Genomic DNA, 20,444 nt, shown 5'->3' on the forward strand with positions numbered 1-20,444 from the left:
TGCACCTCTTTAATAGATTTTTGATCCGCTAATAAATAATATGTGCAATTATTACGATGATCGGTAAGGAAATAATCGTACGTTCCAAAAATACGAGAAACAGACGACCTATGCCTACAGGGATTTTTGAAATAATAAGTAATGTCCCCATCTCCGTTAAGTAAATAATTTGCACCAGTGATAATGCAGCAATCACAAATCTTGTAATTTCCGCTTCAATTCCAGAGGCTAGCACAGCAGGAATAAACATATCAATAAAACCGACGATTGTTGCCGGGGCAGCTGCTGCAGCTTCCGGTATTTGCATCAAGCTTAAAATAGGTACCATCGGCTTTGAAATAATCTCAAAGAAAGGGGTATATTCAGCAATGATTAATGCAACAGTACCAATCGCCATCACTTGTGGTATGAGAACAAAAACAATACCAAGAAACACTTCAGTACCTTGTTTGATTTGCTCTTTAAAAGAACCTGACTCTTCCGCCCGTTCAACTGCTTGTTTTAGACCCCATCTGAATTTCGAGACCCCTTCCGGAACAAATTCCGAGTAATCACTATCCGTATAATAGGTATCAGTAATTTTGGATAATGGGGGGATTCTTGGGATAATGACCGCACTGACTACACCCGCTATACAAATGGTTAAATATAAGATTGGGAACTTATGTTCAATATCCAACATGCCAGCAATGACGAGACAAAAAGGTAAGGAAACCGTTGAAAAACAGGTTGCAATCGCAGCCGCTTCACGTCCAGTATAAAACCCAGCACGGTGTTGTTCCCGGGTTAACACTACTCCAACATTTACATTGCCAACCCATGACGCTAACAAATCAATAGCTGATCGACCTGGTAATGTAAATAGTGGTCGAATGACATCTCGCAATAAGGAACCAAAGAATTCCATAACACCAAAGTTCATCAACAGTGGCATTAAGTATGATGCGACAAAAAACCATACAATTAGGGTAGTCAATAAACCGAACATAACTTGACCGGTTACTTCAGATTTTACCAAATCTGGTCCTATTTGATAAAAAGTCATCAAGCCGAATAAAGTTCCGATCAATCTTGTCATTGTCCAAAAAACAGATACATCGAACAAAGAAACAAGCACTTCGGAATTCATGATGAATTTCGGCTTAAGTGAAACCGTAACAATGGTACATATTGCTGAAATTAACATCACATAGGTAACAATTGCTGGGAGTGCACCGGTTAATGAATCAATAACAAATTCAGTGATGATGCCTAATGGAATATTGAATGTAGTTCCATCATAAACGGGGAATAAAAAGATAAACACACCGAATAAAGAAGGGATTAAAAATCGCATTAATCCCTTTTTATCAATTGCTTTATTGATTACTTGCGCTTCTTGTTTCGATTCACTATTCATGATTACACCCTCATTTCTATCTTGTGGTATCCCCTTCTGTTTGCGGTCTTTCTAGTTTTCTATAATGAAGCAAGCACTTCTTCAAGTACATTTAACCCATGATCGATTTGTTCCTTATTAATGGTTAATGGTGGAATCATTCGAATAACCTCTCCGGCGTTACCACAAAGATAAAACAACACGCCCTTTTCTAGACAGCCATCCAATACTTTCATCACTGCTTCCCCATCAGGCTCACCGGTTTCCGTATCCTGCAACGCAATCCCAATCATTAAACCAACGCCACGAACATCTTGAATAATTGGGTAATTCTTTTTCAAATCCATTAATTTTTCGAGTGTATATGTTCCAATATTTCGAGTGTTATCAAGCAGGTTTTCTTCTTTAATAACTTCGATGGATGCTCTTGCAGCTGCACAGGCTATCGGATTCCCACCGAAAGTTGTCGCATGTGCTCCCATTGGCCATTGTGCCATTAATTCTTTAGAGGCTATGGTGACACCAAGCGGCATACCCGCCGCAATTCCTTTTGCAACAGCCATGATATCTGGCTTAACATCAAAAGTTTGTGCTGCAAACCAGTTACCTGTACGTCCAAATCCTGTCTGTACTTCATCAAAAATCAATAAAATGCCGTGTCGATCACAGATTTCACGAATTTTCTTCAACCAGGACTTCGGTGGAATGATATAACCGCCTTCCCCTAATACAGGTTCAACAATCATGCAAGCAACTTCTTCTGGATCAACCTGGTGGCGAAACAAGGCCGCCGCCTCTTTCTCCAACTTTTCCGAGAAAAATATCTCTGGGTCCACGTCTTCCGGACAATCCACAGGATTTGCATATGGCAACTGGTACGTTAACCATGACGGTTGCAAATGTTTTCTGTATTTACTTTTTGACGTAGAGACACTAAGTGAGCCAATCGTTCGACCGTGGAATCCACCTGTAAATGAAATAACATAAGGACGCTTCGATACATACTTTGCTAATTTCAATGCCCCTTCAATTGCTTCCGTTCCACTATTTCCAAAGAAGAAATTATCAAGCTTTGGTGGGAGGATTCCCTGAAGCTCCTCCGCCAGTTTTAAAATAGATTCATAGATAATAACGCCCGATGGACCGTGCACCAAATGATCTGCACTATCTTTTATTGCTTGTACGACTTTAGGATGTCTGTGTCCCACGTTCTCTACTGCTATTCCTGATGTGAAATCCAGATATTGTTTACCGTCTGCACCATAGTAATAACACCCTTCCGCTTTCACTACTGGAAGATTTGGGTGATCCTTCGCCATACTTGGGGCAAGAAAGTTACCAATGGAACCCACTAGTTCCTGCCAATCATTACCTTTATTTTCCATTTTTATTCCCTCCATTTAATTAATCCACATACTTTTTTAGTTTACGTACGACGGATGGTTGACTGATCCCTAAAACTTTCGCCATTTCAGTCGTTGTTTTATAACGTTTTTGCGCATTCATTAGTACTTCTTTTTCCACCTTTTCTATAATGGCAGGTAGTGTATTCCCCTCGATTTCTAGCTCATTTAGACCGGTATTATGTTTGCGATATCCTAGTGGTAAATCATCCTTCGTAATGATGGTTGTTTCGCTTTCAACTATTAATCGCTCCATCAAATTCTTTACTTCCAAGTAATTGCCGCTCCATTCCATATGAAGCAATTCATGAAATAAAGGATCTGAAAGCTTTTTATTCACCTGATAGACACGGTTGTATGTATCTAAATACTTTTGAATCGTTTCACTTAAGTCTTCTAACCTTTCCCGTAATGGCTTTATTTGCATTGGAACAACATGCAAATAATAAAATAAATCTTCTCTAAATTGTCTTTTCGCAACTAATTCCTCCAAATTCCGCTCGGTTGCACTGATGATTCTAAAATTGCCATTCGTTTGATGTAATGCCTTCAAAAGGACCGTTTGGGCAGCTAAAGAAAGCTCATCTACACCTTGTAAATATAATGTTCCGGATTGTGCCATTTGAAGTAATCCGATTTTTCCGGTATTCCCTGTATCAAATGCGCCAGTCAATTCCCGTTCAAGCATCGAGTCCGGGATCGTACCGCAATCCACTTTAATAAAAGGACCATCTTTTTTGGTACTTTGCTGATGAATCAAATTAGCGATCGTTGATTTACCTACACCATTTTCCCCTTGCAATACAACAGCCACCTGAAGCGGAGCGATTTTATTAACCGTTTTAAGCAATTGCTGCATTGCTTTGCTTTCAGCAATAAGTTGTCCATTGACTTGTAATTGTTCTTCCCGTAGTAAGGCAAGTTCTCCCTTTACTGCAAACATTTCATCCTCAAGCTCTGTCAGATATGCTTGAAGCACTTTCAATTCTGAAACATCATACGAGTAACTGACAACAAACTCTACTTCATGTCGTTCATTAAATAAGGGAATACCAGTGATCAGTATTTTTCTTTCATTAGAAGCGATTTGGACAACTGCTACTTTCTTTTTCTGCTCTAAAACCAGGGGCGTGATTGCAGGAGAAAAAATCCCCTTTGCTTCTAGTTCATACACAGATTTACCCAATAAATCCGCCGCAGGTAAATCATAGTAACATCCACTGATTTGCGAAACCTTAATAATTTTACCATCCCGGTTTGTTACTATAATATCCTCATCATAAGAATCAATTATTTCCTCTTCCGCATTTGGTAATAAGTATAATTGTTGCAAAAAATCACCTTCTTTTTTGCTCACTATTTAATTTTAAATAATTATTTAATTTTGTATAAAAGTATACCTGATCGAATTCTGATATACAAGACTAATTTTTGTTTTCCGTCTATTTCAGCGTATGAAAAGCACCGCAAGTTTGAATTAAAAGCTCGCGGTGCTTTTTCCGATGAAACCCTTATACAAAGCTATTGATAAGCAGGACTGCTCCAAAAGCAATAAATGAAAGCAGTGTCTCTAATACGGTCCATGTTTTGAACGTTTCTTTCACTGTTAATCCCAAGTATTCTTTTACTAACCAGAAACCCGCGTCGTTCACATGGGATAACATAAGCGAACCTGCCCCTGTTGCAATAACTAATAACTCCAAGTTCACATCTGTCATGTGGGCAATAACCGGAGACACAATACCTGCCGCCGTTGTTAATGCTACTGTTGCCGAACCGGTTGCAACCCGAATTAATCCGGCAACTAAGAAAGCGAGAACAATCGGTGACAAAGACAGCTGCTCAGACATCATCGCAATCGAATCGCCTACACCACTCTCGATTAGAATCTCTTTAAAACCGCCGCCGGCTCCAATAATTAAAATAATTGAACCAACTGGCAAAATACATTCATCCGTTAATCGCTTAATATCTTTTTTCCCCATCCCTTGACGATAGCCGAGCAAATAAAAGGCTACAAAACAAGAAATTAATAATGCTATAACCGGACTCCCAATAAATAAGAATAAATTTACTATACCACTAGGTAGTGACATAAATGGTGCGAATACAGATAATAAAATTAATATTACTGGTAATAAAATAATGAAAAAAGAAACGCCAACACTTGGAAGTCTTTCTACTTCTGTCTTTGAATTCACAAGTTTAGGTTCTCCTACTGGAACAACACGTTTATGCACCCACTTGGCAAATAGCGGACCAGCAATAATCGCTGTTGGCAATGCAATAATAAGCGAATAGAGAAGTACTTTTCCTAAATCTGCTTCATAAATACTGATCGCTGTCATTGCGCCTGGATGTGGCGGAACAATACCATGTACGATTGACAGCCCTGCAATAAGTGGCAATCCAATTAATAGGATATTTTGTTTTGTCTTTTCACGAATAGCAATGACTAACGGTAGTAAAATAACAATCCCTACTTCAAAAAACACTGGAATACCAACAATAAAACCAGTGAACAGCATCGCCCATGGCAGCCTTTTCACTCCGAAAATCCGAACAAAGTACTCTGAAATCTGTACACCAGCACCTGAAGCTGACATCATCTTTCCTAAAATCGTTCCTAAAGCTAAAATACCTACTAAATGACCTAAAACACTACCAACACCAGTTTCATAGGCGTCCACAATTTTATCCATTGATAACCCTGACATGATAGCTAAGAACAAACTGGCAACTGTTAAGCTAATAAAAGCGTGCCAATTTCGCCATGAAACGCCTAAAATAACAATCACAATCGCGAGCACTGTTACTATTAATAGATAAATATCCATATTCAACTCACTCCCCTTTGTATAGTTAGCGCTTTCAATAAAAACACCAAAGCCAGACCTCGTTTTTGTAAATATAGCAGTCTTGTCTGACTTGACTGCTATACAGATTCACTGATTTCAGGTCTACACTAATTCTTACTTAAACATCATAATTTACGATGTACTGTTGCATTTCCGTCTTATAATAGCCCTCACTGTACTCGATAATATGTCCTAATTCATCATAGGCATATCTCATCCGTTTTAATAAAGGCAATCCCTGCCTTACCTCTAATCGATCCGCTATTTCAGAAGGGACCATGGCCACAGCAAACTCATCCCGATATGTTTCCAGAGAAATACCCTGTTCTTCAATGAATTTATATAGAGATTGATCTTTAAAGTCTGCCAGTTCCGTCCCTTCTAGCTGTTCTGATAAATAGTGCACATAATGAATGTATGGGGCATCGTCTAGGCAATAAAGGCGTTCTATTCGTAAACATTGCGCACCAAATAAATGATATGCTTCTGTTCCAGGTGGCGTATGGATGACTTTGATTTCTAATAGACTCTTTTGAATTTTATGCCCTTCTTCTACTAAAATCTCTGTAAATCGTTTTCCTTTTGAAATCCTTGCAGTAGAAGTATTTCGAATCACTTTGGTTCCTTTACCGCTCTTTTTTTCAAGGTATCCCTCTTGTACGAGCTCTTTTATCGCGTTTCTTACAGTTATTTTACTCACATTGAATTCACTTTCCAATTCTGGCTCTGAAGGTATATTCGTTTCAATTGCATACACTCCATGCAAAATTCGATCCTTCATAATATCCCTAATCTGCAAATATAATGGCCCTTTTTTTCTCGAAACTTTCATTATGCTCACTACCTTTCTACATCCCCAACCGATTCTTCCATAGCTGAATATATTTCATTTACTGTAGCCATTGGTGTATCACCCACAACTGTGTGTGCAAGCATGCCCGCTGTAGTTGCAAAAGATACAGCATTCTCTGGTGTAAAGCCTTCAATTTCCGCGTGCACGATACCACTCGTATAAGCGTCTCCCGCTCCTATTCTGTCAAGGACCGAAAATGTCCTGGCTTCCGAGAATGTAAATGCTTGATTCTTATACAGATAGCCACGAAGTGAATGGGTATTATCGCTATTAACGGTGCGGTGGGTACCCGCAATAATAAGGTTATTATATTTTTCAGCAACGGATGGGATCAGGTCCATGAGCTGTGCTTTACTTTCTGTCTCCATCGTTTCCATACCAAGAATGAATCTTGCGTCTTTTTCATTCATCATAACGATATCGGCCAGATGCAGCATTTCCTCATAATAGGGTTTTGCTTCTTCATAACCGGATTCGCCCCATAGCCCCGGACGGTAATTACAGTCAAAAACTACGGTACCACCATTTTCTTTCACCGCCGTGGCAAAGCGTTTCATTTGCTTTCGGATATGATCATTCATTGCCAGCGTGATGCCACATAGATGTGCGATGTCTATTTCCTTGGCAATCATTTCAAAGTCATATGTATCCACTGGCGCTACATTGAAACTACTTTCTTGTCTGCTTGAATTGGTAACACGACTTGGACGTGTCCCGAACCCATTTTCTAAAAAATACATACGAATATAATCCCCAGAACGATAAATATAAGATTGAGATATACCTAGCTTTAAAAGATGTGATACTGCTGCATCACCAAGTGGGTTCAGGGGCAATGTAGAAATTAAGTGCCCCGTATGCCCGAACCGAGTTAAAGCGGATGTAACATTGACGCCGGTACCGGAAAATGAATAATTTAGTGTATTTGCCTGTGATAAGTGTTCGTGTCCTGGCACCTGCATTCGCATGACAACTTCTCCAAAGGCAGCAATCTGTTTAGTCATGACTATCAACGACCTTCTTCATAATGCCCAATAATTCCCGTACGTCTTCGATACGCGTTTCACCTGTTTCTTTATCGATAATCGATGAATATACATGGGGAATAACCTCTGGCACATTTGCATCTAAAGCAATATTCAATATTTCTTCAAAGTTTTCTTTATCAATGCCACCTGTTGGTTCTAAAGCAAATCCTTCCTCTCCACAGCTCTGAGCAACCGCGCGATACTCTGCTTCGCATGCTAATCCTTTCATCGGAAAGTATTTCAGTGAATTGCCGCCCATGTCCCGTATCAGTGCAATAGCTGCTTTTATCGGTATGATTGCATGGTCATCTTGTGCTGCGCTATCAGGTCCTGTTGAAATATTTACGTACCCAACGCTTCCGGTAGGCGATACCAACGCATTGATCCAGCTATCTTTCTCACCAAGATTTGCTCTGGTAGCACCAACAACAGGAAATACTTGATTAATATGACTACCAGGATAATGTTTTGCGATTTCAGCTACAACAGACGCTTGCCGATTATCACCCGCACCCAAACCAATCGATACAGCACCTTCAATTTGTGCTCCATACGTTTTCATGGCATCTACAGCAGCTTCAACCGTTGGATAGTCCTTGGATAATACACCAACCAAAACATAGCCTTCTGCAGCATCATATATTTCTTTAGCATTTTCAACACTATTAGCTAAAACATTCAAAGCAACACGGTTTTTATAAAAGTGATTGGTTTTATTTGACATATTATTCTGCTCCCAACATTTCTTCTATTTTTGTTTTAATAACATGAATATCATCATGCTGTAGCGGACGCGGGTCTATATCAAAATAACCCTGTCTCACACCATAATCTCGTGTATAAATAGCGATTTCCCCTTCACGCAATCCCGTCACAACTTCTTCCGCGGTTATATTTGAGAGATCTGGATCAATTTGGATACGTGCGCGAAAAATTGCTCTACCCGCTTCATCCTGTACAATCGTCACTTGCACCCCTTCCATTTCATTTAAGGGAAGTAACACTTGTAAGGATTCTTTTTCTTGTTCACTTTTATCTTCTTTTTCACCATATTCCTCCATTGCCTGGAGCAGTCCAAAAGTTACTTCTTTACCAACTTTCATACTCCGTCCAATGCAATGTAATTGTAGCTTGACCCATTCAATATAATTTCGTTTCCCACCGACAATTCCAGAAGTTGGTCCTTCAATTGCCTTTGAGCCACTATAAATCGAAAGATCAGAATATTTAATATACTTTTGAATATCTTCCTCTGCTGCTGCATCTACAATAAGAGGAACATTATTTCGCTCGGCGACTTCCCATGCTTCTTCAATAGAAATCATGTTTTTTTGCACTGCGTGGTGTGACTTCACATAAAGGATGGCTGCTGTATTTTCACAAATCGCATCTGCAATATGTGCTGCTTTTCCTTCATTGGCATAACCAACTTCAACTAGCTTTCCACCGCCTAAATATATCATCGTTTCTACAGGTGCACCGTACTGTACATTGTGGCCTTTCAGCATGATTACTTCATTTTTCGGAATAATTTCTTGGTGAAGACGCTCACTTTTTCTACGACTTCCTTCAGTTACAAGTGCTGCGATTGAGAGGGCAATGCCACTGGAAGCTGAGTTTACAACAACTGCGGCTTCCGAACCCAATATATCAGCAATATAGTCACCGGCCTTGTCTACTAAATCGGCAATTTCCACATAATTTTTTCCACCGTGTTTCATTGCATTCATTACCGTATCTGTTGGAGCAGACACACCAAGGATACTCATTCGACCACTTGCATTAATTACGCGTTTAAGACCATATTTAGCATTCAATGAACCTGTCATTTATTACAACTCCCTTTGTTTCTATTAATCTTTCTCCAATCCGCTGTTCTCCCTCAGAATCCGTGAATGTCGTAGGATTATCTTCCACAGCAAAAAGTGTTAAATTGGCTGAATCCCCAACCCTTATCCGCCCAAGTTCAGGCTTGTTAAGCCAGTTTGCAGCATGTGTTGTGACTGCTTCGATGACATCCACCAAAGAATATCCTAAGTAGAGAAACTTAGAAAGAACATTGGCCATACTGTACACTGGCCCATTTAAACGATTCCCACGATAGATATCCGTACTAATTGTATTGAAACCAACGCCATGCTGTTTTGCCACCTCGGCGACTTTAAATGAGAAACTTGCAGTTCCATGGCCAACATCCAGATGAACGCCTCGTTTTATTGCCTCCACCAATACATCTAATGGTTTCCCGTCCGTGCCAAAGAGGTTATTTGCCTTTCCGTTCAAATAATGCGTGATGATATCTCTTTTTTCTAGGTGTGGTATAACTTCCTCTATTTGCGGTGGCGCTGAACCAATATGTACCATTAAAGGCAATGCTGTTTGATTAGAAAGCTTTCTAGCAATACGTAAAGGTTTAACTCCATTTTCACAAACAACACTTTTACTAATTCGTGCTTTTAATCCAACAATGACATCCTTATACTTATTTGCTGTCTCTACAACTTTCTCTTGATCAATCCAGTCCAAATTCGATAACTCATCCGTTCTTTTTAAGCCGATCCGAGAAATATTTAAAAAGGCAAGCAGGTTCGTTTTACTTTGTTTTCCATTAGCAACTAAATCAGCCATTCGATCAGCACCACAGCTGCCAGCATCCACAATTGTAGTTACCCCTTGCTTCACACCAATTTCATCGATTTCATCGCCATAAGGATTAAATTCAGGGAAAGCATGAACATGTAGATCAATCCAGCCACTAGACACATAAATCCCAGACTGATCAACGATGTGCTGCCCTTTCCCTTGCCCGGCACTTGCTATGTCAGCTATTGTTCCATTTTCGATTACGATATCAATTTTTTCTTCATTTATACGCTTCACATTGCGTAAAACAAACCGCTCTTTCATTTTTTATGCCACCTTTTCTCACTCCATTTAATACGCTTACATTTTCTATGTACAAAGAATAACACAAAAAACAGCATAAGTAAATATAACGTTATAATGTTTAATTGTACCCCCCAAAAATAAATCAATCATATATCCCCTTACTTTCCAGATGAAAGTCGATTGAAATTTTTCCTAAGCTATCACTTATGAGTGGAAATGCTTCCGTTTCTTTCGCCCTCATTCCGCGATGGAACATTATATTCTTTAAATTGTATATATCTACATCTTTATCCAATCCTTTTTGATACGTCGATACGATTTCCGCTTCCATTTGTTTTTTAACAAGCTGTTCAATTTCGGCGGCAGGCATTTCCTCTTCAAGACCAGTTAATTGCCCCTTTGCTTTCAATTTAATGTTGAATTTCACGGCCCCGTCTTCCTCAACCGGTTTAATGTGTGCGCGGGGCTTGATAACTTCCACCGTCCCAATGCTCTCTCCATCTTGAACAACTTTAATAGTAGTATTATTTGTTTTTGGGTCGATCCATCTGAGTCCGCGTACTTCCTCACGTGACATCCATTGCCTGTATTTCCCCTCATTAACTGGAAACACACCGTCAATTTCCAGTGTTCCTTTTGGTTTCTCTTCTGCAGCTGACTCTTTCCATGCCCCTTCATTAACGGAGATAGACGGTAACAGTGAGGTCCCGCCTGGTTCCTTATAAATGGCATTAAATTGGTACATACGTAAGGGTTCGATATAGGAATTAGCCTTATACGTGACATTCGGTTTATATAGCACCGTGTATACCGGTGGAAGATGAAAGAAACCGGATTCCCCTAGTATTTTTTCAATCGATTCAGTTGTTCCAAATATCCATGGCGTATAACGAAATTCTCCATTCCTTCTCATTCCCTGTTCGACCTTTTCAATTCCTTGTTCCATTACAGATTCAGAATAGATGATTGCACCAATTTGTCCCCAATTAATTGATTGCTGTGATGTTTCATATAAATCATTTACGGCTTCCATAAAGGTCGATCCTGTTCCTTTTCCTATATATAATGGCGACGTCTCTGAGAGCTTACTACCTTCTTGTTTGGCCACATTGGAAAAATCTAACAGTTGTACATATAGCGTATATTTATTGTCTTCATAATCAATACCAATTGCAGTTGCATAATTTACTTCACCAATCTCCTTTTGATCCCAGCACCCTGTTAATACGATAGCAATTAATAAGCCTATTCCTATTGTACGCAGTTGCTTCATTTCACTTCTCCCCCTGCCTGTCGCTATCCTGTGTTCGGAGTATTTTGGCACGCATTTTATCGCTGGTGACCGGAAGTTTAAATAGTGCTTTAAATATATCTTGTTTGACAAACGGGGATACTGGGCTCAAATAAGGGATTCCAAATGATTCCAATTTAGCAAGATAAGCAACAACAAAAAATAAACTAACGAAAAATCCATACATCCCTAACACTGCTGCACATAGAATGGAAAAAATCCTTAGTATAGTAACTGTTCCAAATAAGGATTGATTACCTAAAGTAAAAGTGGCGACTGCTGTAATGGAAGAAATGACTAGCATGGTGGGAGAGGTTAATCCCGCTCTGATTGCAGCATCCCCGACAATCAGCCCACCGACGACAGCGACGGTCTGACCAACAGCTTTTGGTAAACGGACGCCAGCTTCTCTAAACAATTCAAACAGACCAAGCATTAACAACAATTCTACAGTTGTATTAAACGGAATTCCCAATCGGGAAGCACCAATTGTTGCGAGCAATGGAAATGGAATCTGATCCACATTATATGCCGATAGAGCCACCCAAAATGAAGGAAGAAAAATAGCCAGGAGTAATCCCGCGATTCGAAGCAGCATTTCAAACGAAGCAAAATAGTAAGGCATATGCGCATCTTCAGACGTATTCATTAATACACCCAAATTGGCTGGACCTACAATAACGTTTGGCACATTATCAATAAAAATGGCAAAGCGTCCCCGCACTAAGCTACTAACAACACCATCCGGTCGAGAAACGCTCTCCATTAGTGGAAATAATGCATAACGAGAATCTCCGAGTAATTCCCCAAGTTGATTATCACTTATCAATGCATCTAAATCGATATTGTTCAACCGTTCAGTAACTTCTTGGATCATCTGATCATTCTGGATATCAGTCAGATAAACCAGGCTTACTTTCGTATTACTTCTTCTCCCGATAGTAAATGATTTCGTAACAAAGGAATCTGTCTTCAACCGCTTACGGACCAATGCAATATTTGAACCGATATCCTCTATAAAAGCATCCCGCGGACCTTTTACAGATACTTCCGTCGTTGATTCTTCCGGTGTTCTTTTTGGCGGATTGGACGTATTATAAAAATAAACCGTGTCTGCGATGAAGATAACTGTATATCCATCGAATACCTTGTCCTGAATCGTTTTGTTGATTTGGGCATTCGCCCTATTTGACCATTTCAGTGAATTGGAGTCTTTTTGATTCTCCAATCCTTGCAGACCATGTAGATAATAGGTTCTTTGAATTCCCGGAAGAATACTATTCATTAATAAATCCGTTTCTGTTAGCCCTTCACAGTAAACAACAAGCACGGATTCTGTTTTCTTGTCATTGATTAATCGGTGTTCTTCAATACTGATATCTGACGACTGTTGAAAAAGGTTATTAAAATAATCGATCGTATTATTTTTATTTTTACTTTTCATTCGCTGACACCCTATTCTTTGACTTCTTTATAAAAATAGCTAAAACCAATAGGACCATTACCGCAAAAATACTGCTACCACTATAAAAGTATTTTCTTAAAAAGAAAGCAAGTTGCTCATCTGATATGGGAATTGAAATAAATATCAAATAAAGCACACAAACAACGGATTGGATAACGATACGGCCCTTCTTTGATTGCATCTCGAAAACCTTTGTGATTAAATATAGAATCAATGCCAGACGAATAAAAGACCCTGAAAGCCATTGGTAAATCGATAAAAAATCCAAATGATTAAAATAGGTTCCAATGCTTAGTATTCTCCACTGCAAGAAGGCAGGATATCTTAACCTTTCCACTTCCTCAGGTCCAAATACCGCCATACTTCCAAGTAACGGTCCTAACGTTAATATGATAAGAAATAAGGAGAGTAATAGTAAATGCGGAAATTTCATTCGCTTTGAAACGCGATCCTGTAAAATGACCAGTAGAAAAAGTTCTACCAGTGACCCAAAAACAAAAATAGAACCTTTGCCTACATCCCACCAAGTATCTTCTACAAGAACAGGTGTAATAAATGAATAGTCTTTTGCGGGGATTGTACCTATCGCCACAAAACAACCGAAAACAATTACTAATGGAAGTAATACACCAGCACAAATTGCAATGACGTTTATTTTTCCATAAGATATATATAAAGATGATGCAAGAATTGATAAACCAATAACGAGCACAGGCGTATTCAATAAATATGTTTCATGTGTCCATGTTACCGTTTCCTTTAATGTAATCCAGCCGACGATGAGTAGGTAAATAGCGATTAACGTGGCAATGATTCGACTAAATGCAGCACTGTAAGTAGATTTCAACCAATCAAAAAGGGATATGTTTTTAAGGTTTTTCATAACATATAACAAGATAAGTAGAAAAGGAATACTTATAAGGTAGCCAATTAGGACGCTGATCCACGCGTCACGCCCCGCAGCATCAATCAGTAATGGGATTACAAGCACATGGTTACTTAAGCCTGTACTCAACAAGAATATGTAAAAAACCTGCGAAACACTGATCTTGTAGCCCATATACATCCTCCAGAAATAACCATATTATGCTTATGTTGTCTGAAATTGAATATTGCTATGCATTTATCATTTTTGTAATCGAACGAACAGAACCATTTTAATCGTACGAACTCCCCCATCTATCCTGTAATTGTTTGATTTCTTCCTGATGTGACACTTTTTCTTTTGGTGTTTCTAAAATAAATGGGATTTCATTTACTTGTGGATTTTGTATCAGCTGGTCAAATTGTGTTTCCGTTATATAACCATCATTAAATATATTCGCATGTCGATCTTTTCCTAAGCCTGTATCATATTTTGAATTGTTGAAGTGGATTACTTCCAATTGTTCAACATACCCAAGTTGCTCCCCCTTTTTCATCACATCCTGCCAGTTGTCACCGTTCCACAATCCGCTTGCGAATGCATGACATGTATCAAAACAAAATCCTATTTTTTCCGGAACTTCACATAGTTTTCGAACTTGAACGAGCTCTTCCAATGTCGTTCCCATCGATCCTGGTTTATCTGCACTGTTCTCAAGTAATATTTTGCAATCCCCTTGCCACTCGACAAGCACTTCATTTAGTATTTCAATCATTAATTGATAACCAGCCAACGGGTCATGCGTACTAATGGCCTTGCCAAAATGAACCACTGCCCCAATGGAACCGCAGGCATCAGCAATTTCCAAATCATTTAACAGGGATTGAATGACTTTGTTTCTTTTAGCATCCTCCTTAGGTGTTAAACTTGTCGGATATGGTGTATGTGCAACTGATTCTAACTTATTTTCTTCACAAAATGCCTTGCATAACATTGCATCTTCTTTATTAAATGCTTTTAGCTTTAAACTTCGCGGATTTTTGGGAAAGTATTGAAATGCTGCTGCATTCATGGATAACGCTTGTTTTGCTGCCCCTAGATAACCATCTCTTATGGAAACATGACTACCGAATTTCATCATATCCTCCTTCACGCTGTGAAATCAGTACTGGCAATTCGTACAAAAAAATGTTTTTCGGGATGAAATGTCCGCTTTGATAATCAGTGAGCCGCACCGTTTACATGCTTTCGCTTCCCGATCGTACACATACATATGCTTATGATAACCACCTGTTTTAATGTCCCCTTCGAACAAAGGTTGATCCATATAACCACCATTTTCGATTGCCTGGGAAAGTATAAAACGTATGGATTGATATAATTGCGCTTTTTCGCGATGATCAAGATCATTCACTTTTCGTTCTGGAAGCAGTTGTGCATGCCAAGCAATTTCATCGGAATAACGATTTCCAATTCCAGATAAAAACGCCTGATCAACGAGCGTTGTTTTTATCCTACCTCTCTTGTTTTTAATCAAATCCAAAAATGATTCCAAGGAAAAATTAACATTTAGTGGCTCCGGGCCTAAATCCGTTAATCCCTGCCCCACCTCTTTTCGTGACAAAAGATGAAGGTAACCTAGCCTTAGCCCAATAAAGTATAGATATTGATCACCAAATTCTAATTGAATTTGTACCGTACGATCCGGCTTTTGTTCCGCTTTACCATAGAACATCCATCCACCTAACATTAAGTGTAATAGTAAAACATCGCCATTTTTCAAATGGAAAAGTAAATACTTAGCCTTTCTTTCAATCATTTCGACTTGCTGATTTTTTATCTTATTTTTAAAATTATCGCTCCCTAGATTAATTGACTTTTCCCGATTAATCGTTACCCCGGTTATTGTCTTCCCACCAATCTGCTGATTAAGTAAGGTTTTATATGTTGCCATTTCCGGTAATTCAGGCATCTTTATACCTCCAACGATAAAACTTTTTCCTTATTATTCCCTAGTTGATATAAAACATTTAATAAAATAATAAAAACGTTCACCCAGCTGTCTAAGCTGGATGAACGCTTTTGAAAAATATTTCTATTAATCCATCACTTGAACTTGTAATTCTTTCACGCCAAATTCCAATGCATCATCTAAATCATCTATATACACATCTAATCGGCCATTCGTAATCGCACTCCCACGATCTTCACAAGTAAATGTCTTATCTAATTCAGGTATATGTACCTTGGTTCCAAATGATAGTGATGGTGGACAAGCTAATGTTTGGTCCTCCTGTACTTCATTGCCAGAGGCAGTAATGCCATAGCCAGGGTCACCCGGTTGTTTTCCAGTTGATTCCTCTCCCGCTGTATAAGCAGTAACCGTATATGGGCTTCCGCTTTCATCCGGTATATTGATCATTTGTCCCGCTTGAATGTCATCCGGATTGGAGACAGTTGGATTTGAAGCAATGAGCTTATCCATTCCAACCTCATAATTATTTGCTATTTGATATAGATTTTCCCCGGGCTGAATCGTGTAACTACTTGCATAAGCTGATCCAGTAAATAAAAATGCACCTGCCACAAATAATGTTGTGAGAACTAAATATTTGATAAAAATACCTCCTCATTAAATTCAATTTAGCATGACCAGCTGTTAATAGGTCATGCTAAATTGGTAAGATTACATGTTGATTTCCCGTAACTTCCATCTATTAAACATTTTTCAATTTGTTATTTTTTATTACTTTGTATACTCCCTAACATAGGTTGGGCTAGCCGTAATATAGAGACCACTCTTAATTTGATACATATAGCCTTCTCCAACCTTGAATTTATCTTTAATAACGGTAAACACTTCACCTTTATTTACCGTAACAGCTCTATCATCCCAATCAGCAGTATTGTATGTCCACAATGAGTTTACTAATACTTCAATATACTTTTGCGAACCTCCTCCCCCATCACTACCTCCTTGCAATCCCAATGCCTTTGCCAGGCCATTCACATGGCCGCGTGCGACATTATTGATCCAGGTAGCATTTTTCATCTTATCGGCATCTGCTTTCGTGTCTATAAAACCATTTTCCGATAGCATTGCTGGCATGCTTGATTCTCGTAACACATGCAGGTTCTCTTTCTTCTTTCCACGATCACCCAAGTTATTTAATTTCACTACTTCAGCATGGATGGTATTACGTAAATTTGCGGTATTGGATGTATCTGACAACGTATTATGGATATAATCCTCATAACCTGTCCCGCCTCCAGCATTAATGTGAATCGATAAGAAATAATCAGCACCCCATGCATTCGCCTCGTTGGTACGGGCTGCAAGACTGACAGTTTTATCGGTAGTCCGACTCATTTTGACAGTTGCATTACTGTATTCACCTAGATATTCCTGTACCTTTTTCGCAATCTGTAACGTCACATTCTTCTCCTGCAAACCGTTTCCTTCTGCGCCTGGATCACTTCCACCATGCCCTGCATCTACATAAATTTTAACCATTCTAAATCTCCTCCTTCATACTTTATATTAGAAAAACTGCTTGCCCGATTGGACTAGCCGTTTTCACTAACCTCGGATCTTCCTTACCTAATAAGGCAACTATCCCTCCCGTTAACAAGTAGTTTGAAGATGTTATTTCCAAGAAACGGAGAACATGAAAATAACATCTTCTATTAGTAGAATCGTATCGGGAGCGACGCAAGTGGCATAACGGTAGGAGATTCTAAATAATAATTTTTCATATAGATTGTTGTTATTCAACCCGCTACACGAATACACTTCTCCCAGCGTGCCTATAAAACATTCCTAGCAATAAAAAAACTACCCAAAGCTTTTAAAGTTAGGATAGTTTTATATCGTAGGTTACTTACCATTGAAATTGGTACACTAAACTTCCGTCATTTTTTTTATCTTCTCCTTAAACCCTTCCTCACGTAGTTTCTTCCGCGCCTGTCTACCCCAGCTTTTCACTGCGTCCACCGAGGTACCTTCGCGTGCGGCAATATCCTTTATCGGCATTTCCAGAATGATAAAGTAATAGACCCACTTCCACTGATTCTCGGTTAAGATCGTGTGCACTTGTTCCCAGATTGATAAATCCTGTACATTAATATCAGATAATGCTGGTAAGGGAAGTGTGCTTTTACTAGTCCGATTACCGTGATCTACCTTTTGCTTCTCCGCTTCAAAGAACATATCATCACTGCGTGTCAACGCTGTCTTTTTCCGGATTAAATCAATTAAACGATTGCGAATCGTATAGTTAAAGTACGTCGATAGCATACCTTTATCCGGTTTATATTTTTCATAAGCATTCCACATCGCGACCAGGCCCTCTTGATAAAATTCATTGTGTGGATCATACACGTTCAATTTGTGAATTTGGTAGTGAATACGTCGCTCATTTTGCTTCACCATTTCTTCAAAAGATACATGTTTTTTTGCATCCATTTGTTGTCCTCCTTTTTCGATGTAAATTTTTCCTCTGTCTTTACTACTATCATCGTAGCTGCCTATTCATTGGTGGCATGATTTTAAAATAATTGATCTTTATGACAAACATCCGCCAATTAAAATAGGAACGTTTGTTCTGTATAAAACAGCATAAATGATCAGGTCAGATAATGCAAGCTAAACCTATCTTTTTTCTAAACAGCAAAAAAACACTTGGCCTTCTCTATGAAGTACCAAGCGTTTTTGATTGCTTGCTTATATCATTTCGCAAAAATTTTATGCCTGTTCGGTCGTCGAACGGGTAAGTGCTTTGTCCTTTCTACCATGCGTAAAGTAATAAACGATGATGCTTACAACAATTAAACCTACCAGGGAAAGATACATGCCCCGATAGCCTGATAATGGAACCAGGTAGCCTAACACGAAAGGTCCAACACCAAGTCCAAGATCCAGGGCGATAAAATACGTTGACGTTGCTAACCCCATGCGATGTGGGGGTGTTACCTTGATGGCAATTGCTTGAGAGGTGGATTGAAAATTACCATAGCCCAACCCTATAATAGCTGCCGCTAGTAAAAATACCCAACTGGTAGTTGCTTGACTAATCATTAGCATGCCAATCGCAAACAACACAAGACCTGGATAGGCAACACTGTTCCCACCTCTGCGGTCGATCAACGGCCCTGTAAACGGTCGTGACAATAAAATAATTACCGCATACACGAGGAAGTAAAAGCTGCCCGCCTCTACTAAATTAATATCTGCAGCATAGCCAGTTATAAATGATAAAATGCCTGAGTAAGCAAAAGCAGCAACAAACATGGAAATAGAAACCGGTACTGCTTTTAATTCAAAGAAATTGGATATCTTGAATCCTTTCCCTTCGCCTTCAGTACTTTCCGGTGCTGCCATTTCTGGAACTTTAAGCGGGAGTGCAATCACAAGACTGGCGATTCCCATGATGAGAGAAAATAGAAAAACACTTGTATAGCCGAGGGTACCAATCAGTCCAACACCAATTAACGGTCCGATTGCGGTTGCTAATACCACACTCATACTAAAATAACCAATTCCTTCTCCATTTCTGCTTGGAGGAATAACCTGTGCTACGATGGTCCCCGTTGCTGTCGTAGCCAAACCTACCCCAATACCATGTAAGAAACGCAATAATAATAAGAGATAAATATTCGTTGGTATAAAATAAAATAAGGTCAAAATGAGGAATATGATAATCCCCGTGATCAGCATCTTTTTACTTCCTGTTTTCGTTATTTGTCTTCCTGCATATAATCGGCCTACCAAAGACCCAATGACAAAAATACTGGCAACTAAACCGGCTAAACTTACCGAGGCGCCGTATATCTCCATTGAATAAGTTGCCATGATTACTAACAATAAATACATCGATAACATTAACACAAAGTTAACGATCGATGCCGAGACAAAATCCTTTGTCCATAATTTTTCCTTTTCCATTCCTATCATCCTTTATAATCCGCTATTTTTTCTGAGACTTTTTTTATTAAGCGGGTAGCCATCAATTGCTCCTCTTCTGATACGTCTTCTAATAAATAGCTTTGTAATTGATTAAGCTTTTCTTCTACCTGATCACATATCTTAAGACCTGTCTCCGTTAATTGAATCACCTTTGTTCGTTTATCCTCTCCGGGAGTGGCTTCCATATAACCAAGTTCTATTAATCGCTGCACCATTTTTGTTGTGGTTGGCTTTTCTACTTTTTGGTACATCGCAATATCACTAACTGTATGTGCGCCATTGTGCAGAATAAAATTCATAATCCGCCACTGGGAGCTATACAGCTGAAACGAAGCCAATTGGTTATTTAATAGATTTAAATACGGTCGATAAGTTACTGCGTACGCATAAAAAAACTCTCTATGGGGTTCCATGATTATTTACCGCCTTTAATTAGTTAGTTAGTGAAA

General features: G+C 39.0%; 19 protein-coding genes. All 19 read right to left on the reverse strand.

Going from position 1 to position 20,444, the window contains the following annotated elements; all coding sequences use genetic code 11:
- Positions 1-28: 28 nt before the first annotated feature.
- Positions 29-1,399: a YjiH family protein gene (locus JOC34_RS06335; RefSeq protein WP_205135854.1), complete on the reverse strand. Its 1,371-nt coding sequence runs from the start codon at positions 1,397-1,399 to the stop codon at positions 29-31.
- A 59-nt stretch (positions 1,400-1,458) separates the two neighbouring features.
- On the reverse strand, positions 1,459-2,763 hold the full coding sequence (locus JOC34_RS06340) for an aspartate aminotransferase family protein (RefSeq protein ID WP_205135855.1): 1,305 nt from the start codon (positions 2,761-2,763) through the stop codon (positions 1,459-1,461).
- Positions 2,764-2,782: 19 nt separating this feature from the next.
- Complete coding sequence (locus JOC34_RS06345; protein ID WP_205135856.1) at positions 2,783-4,114, reverse strand: sigma 54-interacting transcriptional regulator; 1,332 nt, start codon at positions 4,112-4,114, stop codon at positions 2,783-2,785.
- Between the two features lie 178 nt (positions 4,115-4,292).
- A complete protein-coding gene (locus JOC34_RS06350; protein WP_205135857.1) occupies positions 4,293-5,618 on the reverse strand; it encodes a GntT/GntP/DsdX family permease in 1,326 nt (441 codons plus the stop codon).
- Between the two features lie 139 nt (positions 5,619-5,757).
- Positions 5,758-6,471 (reverse strand): GntR family transcriptional regulator, encoded by a 714-nt coding sequence (locus tag JOC34_RS06355; RefSeq protein WP_205135858.1) that lies wholly within the window; start codon positions 6,469-6,471, stop codon positions 5,758-5,760.
- An 8-nt stretch (positions 6,472-6,479) separates the two neighbouring features.
- Positions 6,480-7,496, reverse strand: a complete 1,017-nt coding sequence (locus tag JOC34_RS06360) for a sugar kinase (RefSeq protein ID WP_205135859.1) — start codon at positions 7,494-7,496, stop codon at positions 6,480-6,482.
- The gene (gene dagF / locus JOC34_RS06365) at positions 7,489-8,244 is read right to left on the reverse strand and encodes a 2-dehydro-3-deoxy-phosphogluconate aldolase (protein WP_205135860.1); all 756 of its coding nucleotides are present in this window, start codon (positions 8,242-8,244) and stop codon (positions 7,489-7,491) included. Before dagF ends, JOC34_RS06360 begins: the two co-directional genes overlap by 8 nt.
- A gap of 1 nt (position 8,245) precedes the next feature.
- Positions 8,246-9,349, reverse strand: coding sequence for a DgaE family pyridoxal phosphate-dependent ammonia lyase (locus JOC34_RS06370; RefSeq protein ID WP_205135861.1), 1,104 nt, complete (start codon positions 9,347-9,349; stop codon positions 8,246-8,248).
- Entirely contained in the window at positions 9,327-10,427 is a 1,101-nt protein-coding gene (locus JOC34_RS06375; RefSeq protein ID WP_205135862.1) for an amidohydrolase/deacetylase family metallohydrolase, read from the reverse strand. Before JOC34_RS06375 ends, JOC34_RS06370 begins: the two co-directional genes overlap by 23 nt.
- Positions 10,428-10,551: 124 nt before the next feature.
- Positions 10,552-11,682 carry a Ger(x)C family spore germination protein gene (locus tag JOC34_RS06380; RefSeq protein WP_205135863.1) on the reverse strand — a complete coding sequence of 377 codons (1,131 nt, stop codon included), beginning with the start codon at positions 11,680-11,682 and terminating at the stop codon, positions 10,552-10,554.
- Position 11,683: 1 nt separating this feature from the next.
- A complete protein-coding gene (locus JOC34_RS06385; protein WP_205135864.1) occupies positions 11,684-13,144 on the reverse strand; it encodes a spore germination protein in 1,461 nt (486 codons plus the stop codon).
- The gene (locus JOC34_RS06390) at positions 13,134-14,225 is read right to left on the reverse strand and encodes a GerAB/ArcD/ProY family transporter (RefSeq protein ID WP_205135865.1); all 1,092 of its coding nucleotides are present in this window, start codon (positions 14,223-14,225) and stop codon (positions 13,134-13,136) included. The genes JOC34_RS06385 and JOC34_RS06390 overlap by 11 nt, the downstream gene beginning before the upstream one ends.
- Before the next feature lie 97 nt (positions 14,226-14,322).
- A complete protein-coding gene (locus JOC34_RS06395; RefSeq protein WP_205135866.1) occupies positions 14,323-15,168 on the reverse strand; it encodes a deoxyribonuclease IV in 846 nt (281 codons plus the stop codon).
- Positions 15,169-15,192: 24 nt separating this feature from the next.
- Positions 15,193-16,002, reverse strand: a complete 810-nt coding sequence (locus JOC34_RS06400) for an Fpg/Nei family DNA glycosylase (RefSeq protein ID WP_205135867.1) — start codon at positions 16,000-16,002, stop codon at positions 15,193-15,195.
- Positions 16,003-16,128: 126 nt separating this feature from the next.
- Positions 16,129-16,515 carry a 3D domain-containing protein gene (locus JOC34_RS06405; RefSeq protein WP_239544079.1) on the reverse strand — a complete coding sequence of 129 codons (387 nt, stop codon included), beginning with the start codon at positions 16,513-16,515 and terminating at the stop codon, positions 16,129-16,131.
- A gap of 261 nt (positions 16,516-16,776) precedes the next feature.
- On the reverse strand, positions 16,777-17,544 hold the full coding sequence (locus tag JOC34_RS06410) for an N-acetylmuramoyl-L-alanine amidase (protein ID WP_205135868.1): 768 nt from the start codon (positions 17,542-17,544) through the stop codon (positions 16,777-16,779).
- Positions 17,545-17,931: 387 nt separating this feature from the next.
- Positions 17,932-18,495, reverse strand: a complete 564-nt coding sequence (locus tag JOC34_RS06415; protein WP_205135869.1) for a sigma-70 family RNA polymerase sigma factor — start codon at positions 18,493-18,495, stop codon at positions 17,932-17,934.
- 279 nt (positions 18,496-18,774) lie between these two features.
- Positions 18,775-19,974 carry an MFS transporter gene (locus JOC34_RS06420; protein ID WP_205135870.1) on the reverse strand — a complete coding sequence of 400 codons (1,200 nt, stop codon included), beginning with the start codon at positions 19,972-19,974 and terminating at the stop codon, positions 18,775-18,777.
- Positions 19,975-19,979: 5 nt separating this feature from the next.
- Positions 19,980-20,408 carry a MarR family winged helix-turn-helix transcriptional regulator gene (locus tag JOC34_RS06425; protein ID WP_205135871.1) on the reverse strand — a complete coding sequence of 143 codons (429 nt, stop codon included), beginning with the start codon at positions 20,406-20,408 and terminating at the stop codon, positions 19,980-19,982.
- Positions 20,409-20,444: the final 36 nt, after the last annotated feature.

The sequence above is a fragment of the Virgibacillus halotolerans genome (assembly GCF_016908515.1).
GTDB lineage: Bacteria > Bacillota > Bacilli > Bacillales > Amphibacillaceae > Virgibacillus_M > Virgibacillus_M halotolerans.

Coding starts and splice junctions, on each gene's coding strand:
- JOC34_RS06370 (WP_205135861.1), bottom strand. CDS start 9,349: ATGACAGGTTCATTGAATGCTAAATATGGTCTTAAACGCGTAATTAAT.
- JOC34_RS06425 (WP_205135871.1), bottom strand. CDS start 20,408: ATGGAACCCCATAGAGAGTTTTTTTATGCGTACGCAGTAACTTATCGA.
- JOC34_RS06405 (WP_239544079.1), bottom strand. CDS start 16,515: ATGGATAAGCTCATTGCTTCAAATCCAACTGTCTCCAATCCGGATGAC.
- JOC34_RS06385 (WP_205135864.1), bottom strand. CDS start 13,144: ATGAAAAGTAAAAATAAAAATAATACGATCGATTATTTTAATAACCTT.
- JOC34_RS06335 (WP_205135854.1), bottom strand. CDS start 1,399: ATGAATAGTGAATCGAAACAAGAAGCGCAAGTAATCAATAAAGCAATT.
- JOC34_RS06340 (WP_205135855.1), bottom strand. CDS start 2,763: ATGGAAAATAAAGGTAATGATTGGCAGGAACTAGTGGGTTCCATTGGT.
- JOC34_RS06375 (WP_205135862.1), bottom strand. CDS start 10,427: ATGAAAGAGCGGTTTGTTTTACGCAATGTGAAGCGTATAAATGAAGAA.
- JOC34_RS06360 (WP_205135859.1), bottom strand. CDS start 7,496: ATGACTAAACAGATTGCTGCCTTTGGAGAAGTTGTCATGCGAATGCAG.
- JOC34_RS06410 (WP_205135868.1), bottom strand. CDS start 17,544: ATGGTTAAAATTTATGTAGATGCAGGGCATGGTGGAAGTGATCCAGGC.
- JOC34_RS06400 (WP_205135867.1), bottom strand. CDS start 16,002: ATGCCTGAATTACCGGAAATGGCAACATATAAAACCTTACTTAATCAG.
- dagF (WP_205135860.1), bottom strand. CDS start 8,244: ATGTCAAATAAAACCAATCACTTTTATAAAAACCGTGTTGCTTTGAAT.
- JOC34_RS06380 (WP_205135863.1), bottom strand. CDS start 11,682: ATGAAGCAACTGCGTACAATAGGAATAGGCTTATTAATTGCTATCGTA.
- JOC34_RS06355 (WP_205135858.1), bottom strand. CDS start 6,471: ATGAAAGTTTCGAGAAAAAAAGGGCCATTATATTTGCAGATTAGGGAT.
- JOC34_RS06390 (WP_205135865.1), bottom strand. CDS start 14,225: ATGGGCTACAAGATCAGTGTTTCGCAGGTTTTTTACATATTCTTGTTG.
- JOC34_RS06350 (WP_205135857.1), bottom strand. CDS start 5,618: ATGGATATTTATCTATTAATAGTAACAGTGCTCGCGATTGTGATTGTT.
- JOC34_RS06395 (WP_205135866.1), bottom strand. CDS start 15,168: ATGAAATTCGGTAGTCATGTTTCCATAAGAGATGGTTATCTAGGGGCA.
- JOC34_RS06415 (WP_205135869.1), bottom strand. CDS start 18,495: ATGGATGCAAAAAAACATGTATCTTTTGAAGAAATGGTGAAGCAAAAT.
- JOC34_RS06420 (WP_205135870.1), bottom strand. CDS start 19,974: ATGGAAAAGGAAAAATTATGGACAAAGGATTTTGTCTCGGCATCGATC.